Here is an 8,197-nt window from a genome sequence, read left to right as displayed (position 1 = left end):
GCATACTCAGCCATACAAGCAAAGAAAAACGAAACTTTTGCTTTGAGGATATCTCCTGACTGGTAGGATAAAAATGAACCATACTAGGCAGTTTAACCTCCACGCCGCCGAGGCCACACCTTTAATCATCAAAGGAAAAGTATTTATATGTCTAAAAATCAAGTGTTCGACTTTTTCGCCTTAGCCGCTAAAAACGAAGAATTGGGTCAAAAAATGCGCTCAACCCAAGATCCTCAGCAATTACTAGAGATAGCTCGCTCGCAAGGCTTCGATTTCTCCCTTCCTGAATTAGAAGCGGCACTCAAATCCTTGCACGAGAGTCCCGACTTTTTCCAAAAGTTAGCTCATGCAGTGTTAGAAGTTTTCAGTCCTAACCACGATAATTATCCCTCGATCGGTGTCCAACCCTACGAAGGTGAGATCGATCGCTAGAATCAGTGATCAGTGATCAGATGTGAGTTTTCAGTTCACTGATTACTGTTCACTGTTTACTGATCACTGAAAAAGGCTCCCCACTCCCCCACCCCAGCCGTATATAGTATAAAAAAATTATAAAAAAGCCGAAATCAGGGAAAATAGGCTTTTATCTGCCAATAAATCCAGCAGAGACAAGCAAGCCGCCAAGAGAAAACTTAAAGCGGAAATCGGCTCATAGCAAAGGTTTTAGCGGTAAATCTCCTGAGAATTGCTGAGGCTGATGGGCGAAGTCAAGGAATGATTAACTTTCGTTAACCTGAAGATGAGAAATAATCATAATGTTTTATATTGTCAAAGGTGTCATAGTTTCCTATGCTTTTTTTAGGTTGATAATTTTGCCTGACTCGTCAAATTTTTACCAACCGGCCCTAGAAAATAAAATTAGTGGATGAAAACGGTCACGATCGAGATAAAATTCAGGATGGTCTTACCCACCTTGCCACGATCCCGACTGCCACCAGAGCTAGAGCAGGAAAAGTAACAAGGAAAGAATTTGACTGAAACAAAATTGATAACGCTAACAAAATTAATAGTTTAGTTTGGCTTGACAAGCGAGGAACAAAAAAATGCCAATTGCAGTAGGAATGATTGAAACCCTAGGATTTCCCGCCGTTGTGGAAGCGGCCGATGCCATGGTCAAAGCCGCCAGGGTGACTCTAGTGGGTTACGAAAAGATCGGTAGTGGTCGCGTCACTGTCATCGTCCGGGGAGACGTTTCAGAAGTGCAAGCTTCTGTGGCTGCCGGAGTGGAAAACGCCAACCGGGTTAACGGAGGACAAGTGCTATCTACCCATATCATCGCTCGTCCCCACGAAAACCTCGAATACGTGCTGCCCATTCGCTACACCGAAGAAGTAGAGCAATTCCGCAGCTATTAAACACCGTTGATCGGGGTCAGCATCTATAGAGTCGAAGAAAGCCAACCATTAGGAGACAAAAATATTATGTCAATTGCAGTGGGCATGGTGGAAACCTTGGGTTTCCCGGCCGTCGTCGAGGCGGCTGATGCCATGGTGAAAGCCGCCCGCGTAACCCTAGTAGGTTACGAAAAAATTGGTAGTGGTCGCGTCACCGTCATCGTCCGGGGGGACGTTTCGGAAGTACAGGCCTCCGTATCGGCGGGGACAGAAGCGGCATCTAATCGTGTTAAGGGTGGTCAAGTCCTCTCGACCCACATCATCGCCCGTCCCCACGAAAACCTCGAATACGTTCTTCCCATCCGTTATACAGAAGCCGTGGAACAGTTTCGTGAAAGTGTTAACCCGCAACCTTTAAGACGAATCTAGAGCGCAACTAACTTTTAGTGTAAACAAATTCCATGCAAATTGCCAAAGTTTGCGGCACCGTCGTTAGCTCCCTGAAACCGCGCAGTATGACGGGAGTGAAACTTCTGCTTTTGCAATTCATCGACGCACAGGGGCAACTTTTGCCTAAATACGAAGTAGCGGGTGATATTGTCGGAGCGGGGATTAATGAATGGGTGCTAGTGTCCCGGGGAGGAGCCGCCCGTATCGAAGACGGACAGAACAATCGCCCCCTTGACGCGATGGTGGTGGGGATTATTGACACTATAACCGTAGAAAATCGCACCCTCTACAGCAAGAGGGACGAATTTCGTCAATCCGGTTAAACATCGATAGAACCCAAACACAGTTAAGTAACAACCAGCCAGCCAAATTCAGTATGGAGGAAGACTAACTATGGTCGTCCGCACAACGGCGGCTAGTCCGAAAAAGCGGACCAAATCCCCAGAGGAAACGCGCATAGACGAGAGTGCCAAAGTCCACACCTTCTCTAACCTCAGTGGCGCTATCGAGATCGGGGCGCGAGTGGTGATTGCTCCGGGGACTTCCATCCGCGCCGATGAAGGAACCCCCTTTCACATTGGCGACGACAGCAAAATTCAGGACGGAGCAATCATCCACGGTTTAGAAAAAAGCCGTGTGGTGGGAGATGACGGCCGAGAATATTCGGTGTGGATCGGCCGGGGCAGCTGTATCACCCACATGGCACTCATTCACGGGCCTGCCTATGTGGGCGATCGCTGTTTTATCGGTTTTCGCTCCACCGTCTTTAATGCCCGCATTGGTGCCGATTGCATCGTCATGATGCACGCCCTCGTTCAAGACGTGGAAATCCCCGCCGGGAAATTCGTGCCATCCGGTTCCGTGATCACCAGCCAACAGCAGGCTGATCGCTTACCCGATGTCACAGAAATCGATCGAGCCTTCACTCGTCACATTGTCGATATCGACCTCGCCCCCAGCGTCCCGGTCAAAGCCCACAGCCCAGCGACTCCTCCACCGGCAGCCGCTATAAACATCGCTAATGAGACGCTATATAGAAATTCGGTGACACCTATGAGTTTAAATACAAACATTCGAGCGCAGGTTCGCTCCCTCCTCTCCCAAGGCTACAAGATCGGCATCGAATACGCTGACAAACGCCGCTTTAAAACCAGTTCTTGGTTAAGTGCCGGCTTTATCGACGGCGGCCGCGAAGAACAGGTATCCCAATCCCTAGAAGCCTCCCTGAGAGACCTGCAAGGCGAATACGTCCGCCTGATCGGAGTAGATCCCGCCGCTAAACGGCGCATACTGGAAATGATTATCCAACGCCCCGAAGACACACCGGGAGAACCGGCCCGCACCACCACCGCCGTCCACGGCGGTCATGGCAACGGTAACGGCCATTCCGACCTGTCCGTACAAGTGCGTTCCCTGCTGGCCCAAGGACTGAAAATCGCCACCGAACACGCGGATAAACGCCGGTTTAAAACCAGTTCTTGGTTAACCGGACCTGCGATCGAAACCAAGAGCGAAGCGGGCATCATTCGCGATATTGAAGCGATCGTGACTGAAAATAGCGATGAGTACGTCCGCCTGATCGGGATCGACCCGCAAGCGAAAAAACGGGTCGTCGAAATGATTATTCACCGCCCCGGCAGCGCCCCCGCTAGTAACGGCAGCGGCAAAGCCAGCAGCTACAGCGCCCCCGCTAGTAACGGATCCAGTTATAGCAGCAGTGGTAGCTTAAGTGGGGAAACGATCGCTCAAATTCGTTCCCTGCTCGCCCAAGGCTACAAAATCGGCACCGAACACGCGGATAAACGCCGGTTTAAAACCAGTTCTTGGCAGAGTTGCGCCCCGATCGAAAGCAATCGCGAATCCGAGGTAATTACTGCTTTGGAAGATTGTTTACGGGAACATAGCGGCGAATACGTCCGCTTACTCGGTATCGATGCTAAAGCCAAAAAACGGGTTTTAGAAACGGTGATCCAGCGTCCCGATGGTTCGGTGAGTAGTAATGGCAGCAGTAAAACCGCCACCGTTGCCGAACCGAGTTTCAAAAGCTATGCTTCTGGTTCTTCTGGCGGCGGTACTGCCACTTTAACCAGTACCTTAACCGCAGAAACGATCACTCAAATTCGCTCTTTATTGAACCAAGGTCACAAAATCGGGGCTGAACACGCGGATAAACGTCGTTTTAAAACCAGTTCTTGGCAAAGCTGCACCCCGATCGATAGCAGTCGCGAATCCGATGTGGTGGCCGCTTTAGAAACCTGTCTGCGCGACCATCAAGGGGAATACGTTCGTCTGATCGGGATTGACTCCCAAGCGAAACGCCGTGTTCTCGAATCGATTATTCAACGCCCTTAATTTCAGGACTCGGCGATCGGTGAAGGGAGATAGGTGTTAGGTGTTGGCGGACTGGGAAAAATACCCGAAACTCTAACCCCTACCCCCTAACCCCCGATCACTGATCACTGATCACTGAATAACTGTCAATTATGTCCTTACCCCCCGTTCAACCTATTAGCCGCTCGGAATTCTATGTCAATGGTGATGTAACCATTGATGAGAGTGCGATCGTGGCTCCGGGGGTGATTCTCCGAGCAGCCCCCAATAGCCAAATAATTATCGGTGCGGGTGCTTGCCTGGGTATGGGAACAATTTTAACCGCCTATCAGGGTGTTATTGCTATCGGTGCGGGAGCAATTTTAGGTACAGGTGTTCTCGTCGTCGGTCGGGGTGAAATCGGTGAAAATGCCTGTATTGGGTCAACCACAACGATTTTTAATGCTTCTGTGGCAGCGATGTCGATCGTGCCGTCTGGTTCCCTGATCGGAGATACTTCCCGTCAAATTACCATCGAGGTGTCAGCGACCCCATCGGAACCGGAAAGACCCCCTTTACCGGAACCGCAACCCGTAGTCAGTCAAGTGTCCCCAGTGCCGTCCGTGGAGGAAATGGTCGCCGAAACCGTGGCCAGTCCTTGGGATGGCGAGGAAATGGTCGCCGAGGCCAGTCCTGCGGAAACCAGAGAACAAGCATCTACTACTAACCGACCGAATCAAGCATCGGTGGTCGGAAAGGTCTATATCAATCAGTTATTGGTCACGCTATTTCCAGAACGTCATCGTTTTAATGGCAACAATAACCTTAATTCTTAAAGGGGAAAATAATCGTTCACAAGCCAAAAATCTCCACAATAATTACTGAGTAATTAGACCTAATTTATCTAGAGTTCACTGCTGTCTAACTGTCCTCTAGGTACTGGGTATAATTGCTTAAAAATCTAATTTATCTTTAGCGATTGCCGACATTTTTTGAGGTTGTAATTATTGATAATCTTCCTCAATTAAAGAGTAGTTTTAATCGCTCAAAGCCTGATGAGCAGAAGTTTCTGTGTGTCAATCAGGTAAATTTTTGTTGATTTTTTTGTGTTTTTGTATAGATTATCAAAGTTAGATGACGAGAGATTAAAGAAACTAATCGCCTCGAGAAAAAAAAACAATCAAAATTTTGGGGATAGAGAAAAAAATGATCAAAATAGGGTAAAGTTCGTGTTAAGATGATCAGTTGAAAAAAACATTAGTGAAAATTGCTCCCTAACTTCGCTCCTAGCAGCAGGGGACAGGAGCTTAAGAAAAATCTATGTCGGTTGACGGCGAGATTTTACAGGTGCGACTAATCATGCAGTTTATGGAGGAATAATCCCAATGGTGCAAGCCAAATCCAAAGGTTTCCAGGCCGGCGTAAAAGACTACCGCCTGACCTACTACACCCCCGACTACACCCCCAAAGATACCGATCTACTAGCTTGCTTCCGGGTAACACCCCAACCCGGAGTTCCTCCTGAAGAAGCAGGTGCGGCAGTAGCGGCGGAATCTTCCACAGGTACCTGGACCACCGTTTGGACCGATAACTTAACCGACCTCGATCGCTATAAAGGTCGTTGTTATGATATCGAACCCGTACCCAACGAAGATAACCAGTTCTTCTGTTTCGTTGCCTATCCTTTAGATCTATTTGAAGAAGGTTCCGTCACCAACATCCTCACCTCGATCGTTGGTAACGTTTTCGGTTTCAAAGCTCTGCGCGGTCTCCGTTTAGAAGATATCCGTTTCCCCGTCGCTTTAATCAAAACCTTCCAAGGTCCTCCCCACGGTATCACCGTTGAACGGGACAAATTAAACAAATACGGTCGCCCCTTACTCGGTTGCACCATCAAACCCAAACTCGGCCTTTCCGCTAAAAACTACGGTCGTGCCGTTTATGAATGTCTCCGCGGTGGTTTAGACTTCACCAAAGACGACGAAAATATTAACTCTCAACCCTTCATGCGTTGGCGCGATCGTTTCCTCTTTGTCCAAGAGGCGATCGTTAAATCCCAAGCAGAAACCAACGAAGTTAAAGGACATTACCTCAACGTAACCGCTCCTACCTGCGAGCAGATGATGCAACGGGCTGAATTCGCCGCCGAAATCAAAACCCCCATCATCATGCACGACTACCTCACCGGTGGTTTCACCGCTAACACCACCCTGGCGAAATTCTGCCGCGACAAAGGGTTACTGCTCCACATTCACCGGGCAATGCACGCGGTTATCGACCGTCAGAAAAATCATGGTATCCACTTCCGCGTTTTAGCTAAGTGCTTACGTCTCTCTGGTGGTGATCACCTGCACTCGGGAACCGTTGTTGGTAAACTCGAAGGTGAACGCGGAATCACGATGGGTTTTGTTGACCTGATGCGTGAAGACTATGTAGAAGAAGATCGCGCTCGTGGTATTTTCTTCACCCAAGACTACGCTTCCTTACCCGGGGTAATGCCGGTTGCTTCTGGTGGTATCCACGTTTGGCATATGCCCGCGTTGGTGGAAATCTTCGGTGACGATTCCTGCTTACAGTTCGGTGGTGGAACCCTCGGCCACCCCTGGGGTAACGCACCTGGTGCCACCGCTAACCGTGTGGCTCTGGAAGCTTGTATCCAAGCTCGTAACGAAGGACGCTCCTTGGCCCGCGAAGGTAACGACGTTATCCGGGAAGCTTGCCGTTGGAGTCCTGAACTGGCTGCCGCTTGCGAACTCTGGAAAGAAATCAAATTCGAGTTCGAGGCTATGGATACCCTCTAATACAGCCCTTCAGAAGGTTGTTAGCAGTTATCGGTGCAAAATAATGCCGGGGACTTGCCCAAAATCGGGAAGCAGTCGCTAGAATTTCAACACTGATAACTGTCTAGCCAATAACTGAAAACTGTATAAAATGTATCCGAAAAAAGTTGCTCAAGATACCGCGAAAGTCTTACAAAGTTACCTAACTTACCAAGCGGTTCGCACGATTATCGATCAATTGTCAGAAACTAATCCCACTTTAGCTATTTGGCTGAGTCACTATACTTCTAGCCATTCCATTCAGGATGGCGAGGCCTATATTGCGGGGTTAATGACTGAGAATAAAGAGTTAGTTTTGCGGATCATGACGGTAAGAGAACATCTAGCCGAACAGGTTTTAGAGTTCTTGCCAGAGATGGTAAAAACGGGAATTATTAATGACAATACCGAACATCGTCGGCAACTTTTGGAACGTCTCACCCGTACTGCTATAAGTCAACCAGAGACATCGGAATTAAATCTCGATGTTGATGATCTACCCAACCCATAAGGAATCAAGAAACCCATGAAAACTTTACCTAAAGAGAAGCGTTACGAAACTCTTTCCTACTTGCCTCCCCTCACCGATCAACAAATTGCTAAACAAATTCAATACATGATCGATCAGGGTTATATTCCTGCTGTGGAATTTGAAAAAGACCCCAAACCCGCAGATTATCATTGGACGATGTGGAAACTGCCTTTATTCTCTGTTTCTGGCCCCCAAGAAGTTCTTAATGAAGTTCGCGAGTGCCGCACTGAATATTCTGATTGCTACATCCGCGTTATCGCTTTTGACAACATCAAACAATGTCAAACCATGAGCTTTATTGTTCATAAACCCAATGCTGGCCGCTACTAATTTAGCTGTCATCTAATTATTAACTATTGAGGGGGGTTCTTAGACCTCCCTTTTTTTTGATAGAAAACGGGTTTCTTGAAGAAACCCGTTTTCTGCGCGTAAAGATCGCTTAAATCTTGGCCCGATTCTACCACCGCTGCCAAAACGTAAGCTAAACGGCGCTTAACCTGCATGATCCAACAGCTATAACCCTTTTGGAGTCTATATCGGTGATCCGAAGTAAAAGCCGTTTAGCTTATAAAGCTGATAAGGAGGTGCAAAATCAGTTCATAAGATTTTTCGGGTTCTTCGTTACTTGGTATGGTTCGATAGGGGGGCATAAATCGACTAAATCCTTATCTGGCAAGAGACTTAATTGATTAGTTCGCTCTAGATAAAAAACAATTGACAAAAATCGCTAAATGCCTTTCTATATAAGGGTT

10 protein-coding genes are annotated in these 8,197 nt (G+C 48.0%); 9 read left to right on the top strand and 1 reads right to left on the bottom strand.

From position 1 onward, the window contains the following. Nucleotides 1-147: 147 nt before the first annotated feature. The 9 genes from O9332_RS25295 to O9332_RS25255 all read left to right on the top strand — a co-directional run bounded on the left by O9332_RS25295 (nucleotide 148) and on the right by O9332_RS25255 (nucleotide 7,775). Complete coding sequence (locus O9332_RS25295; RefSeq protein WP_002759324.1) at nucleotides 148-432, top strand: Nif11-like leader peptide family natural product precursor; 285 nt, start codon at nucleotides 148-150, stop codon at nucleotides 430-432. Between the two features lie 611 nt (nucleotides 433-1,043). Then, the gene (locus O9332_RS25290) at nucleotides 1,044-1,355 is read left to right on the top strand and encodes a carbon dioxide-concentrating mechanism protein CcmK (protein WP_002734613.1); all 312 of its coding nucleotides are present in this window, start codon (nucleotides 1,044-1,046) and stop codon (nucleotides 1,353-1,355) included. A gap of 66 nt (nucleotides 1,356-1,421) precedes the next feature. Next, a complete protein-coding gene (locus tag O9332_RS25285) occupies nucleotides 1,422-1,763 on the top strand; it encodes a carbon dioxide-concentrating mechanism protein CcmK (RefSeq protein ID WP_002733426.1) in 342 nt (113 codons plus the stop codon). Nucleotides 1,764-1,795: 32 nt separating this feature from the next. After that, nucleotides 1,796-2,107, top strand: a complete 312-nt coding sequence (gene ccmL, locus O9332_RS25280) for a beta-carboxysome shell vertex protein CcmL (protein WP_002759323.1) — start codon at nucleotides 1,796-1,798, stop codon at nucleotides 2,105-2,107. 70 nt (nucleotides 2,108-2,177) lie between these two features. Next, nucleotides 2,178-4,136, top strand: coding sequence for a RuBisCO small subunit-like domain-containing protein (locus tag O9332_RS25275; RefSeq protein WP_288027848.1), 1,959 nt, complete (start codon nucleotides 2,178-2,180; stop codon nucleotides 4,134-4,136). Between the two features lie 131 nt (nucleotides 4,137-4,267). Continuing rightward, entirely contained in the window at nucleotides 4,268-4,930 is a 663-nt protein-coding gene (gene ccmN / locus O9332_RS25270; protein ID WP_288027846.1) for a beta-carboxysome scaffolding protein CcmN, read from the top strand. A 549-nt stretch (nucleotides 4,931-5,479) separates the two neighbouring features. Further along, nucleotides 5,480-6,895, top strand: coding sequence for a form I ribulose bisphosphate carboxylase large subunit (locus O9332_RS25265; protein WP_002753365.1), 1,416 nt, complete (start codon nucleotides 5,480-5,482; stop codon nucleotides 6,893-6,895). A gap of 130 nt (nucleotides 6,896-7,025) precedes the next feature. Beyond that, nucleotides 7,026-7,424, top strand: a complete 399-nt coding sequence (rcbX, locus tag O9332_RS25260; RefSeq protein ID WP_185237058.1) for a RuBisCO chaperone RbcX — start codon at nucleotides 7,026-7,028, stop codon at nucleotides 7,422-7,424. 15 nt (nucleotides 7,425-7,439) lie between these two features. Continuing rightward, the gene (locus O9332_RS25255) at nucleotides 7,440-7,775 is read left to right on the top strand and encodes a ribulose bisphosphate carboxylase small subunit (protein ID WP_002741682.1); all 336 of its coding nucleotides are present in this window, start codon (nucleotides 7,440-7,442) and stop codon (nucleotides 7,773-7,775) included. A 262-nt stretch (nucleotides 7,776-8,037) separates the two neighbouring features. Here O9332_RS25255 and O9332_RS25250 read toward each other — a convergent pair whose 3' ends face one another. After that, nucleotides 8,038-8,166 (bottom strand): hypothetical protein, encoded by a 129-nt coding sequence (locus O9332_RS25250; protein ID WP_288027844.1) that lies wholly within the window; start codon nucleotides 8,164-8,166, stop codon nucleotides 8,038-8,040. Between the last annotated feature and the right edge of the window lie 31 nt (nucleotides 8,167-8,197).

Origin of the sequence: Microcystis sp. LE19-10.1B (assembly GCF_027530565.1) — a bacterium.
GTDB classification, from domain to species: domain Bacteria; phylum Cyanobacteriota; class Cyanobacteriia; order Cyanobacteriales; family Microcystaceae; genus Microcystis; species Microcystis aeruginosa.
Note: the sequence above shows the minus strand (reverse complement) of the source record. Positions and strands in the feature narration are given on the sequence as shown.

What these genes read in the sequence shown, in the direction of transcription:
- O9332_RS25295 (WP_002759324.1), top strand. Translation starts at nt 148, where the DNA reads ATGTCTAAAAATCAAGTGTTCGACTTTTTCGCCTTAGCCGCTAAAAAC.
- O9332_RS25290 (WP_002734613.1), top strand. Translation starts at nt 1,044, where the DNA reads ATGCCAATTGCAGTAGGAATGATTGAAACCCTAGGATTTCCCGCCGTT.
- O9332_RS25285 (WP_002733426.1), top strand. Translation starts at nt 1,422, where the DNA reads ATGTCAATTGCAGTGGGCATGGTGGAAACCTTGGGTTTCCCGGCCGTC.
- ccmL (WP_002759323.1), top strand. Translation starts at nt 1,796, where the DNA reads ATGCAAATTGCCAAAGTTTGCGGCACCGTCGTTAGCTCCCTGAAACCG.
- O9332_RS25275 (WP_288027848.1), top strand. Translation starts at nt 2,178, where the DNA reads ATGGTCGTCCGCACAACGGCGGCTAGTCCGAAAAAGCGGACCAAATCC.
- ccmN (WP_288027846.1), top strand. Translation starts at nt 4,268, where the DNA reads ATGTCCTTACCCCCCGTTCAACCTATTAGCCGCTCGGAATTCTATGTC.
- O9332_RS25265 (WP_002753365.1), top strand. Translation starts at nt 5,480, where the DNA reads ATGGTGCAAGCCAAATCCAAAGGTTTCCAGGCCGGCGTAAAAGACTAC.
- rcbX (WP_185237058.1), top strand. Translation starts at nt 7,026, where the DNA reads ATGTATCCGAAAAAAGTTGCTCAAGATACCGCGAAAGTCTTACAAAGT.
- O9332_RS25255 (WP_002741682.1), top strand. Translation starts at nt 7,440, where the DNA reads ATGAAAACTTTACCTAAAGAGAAGCGTTACGAAACTCTTTCCTACTTG.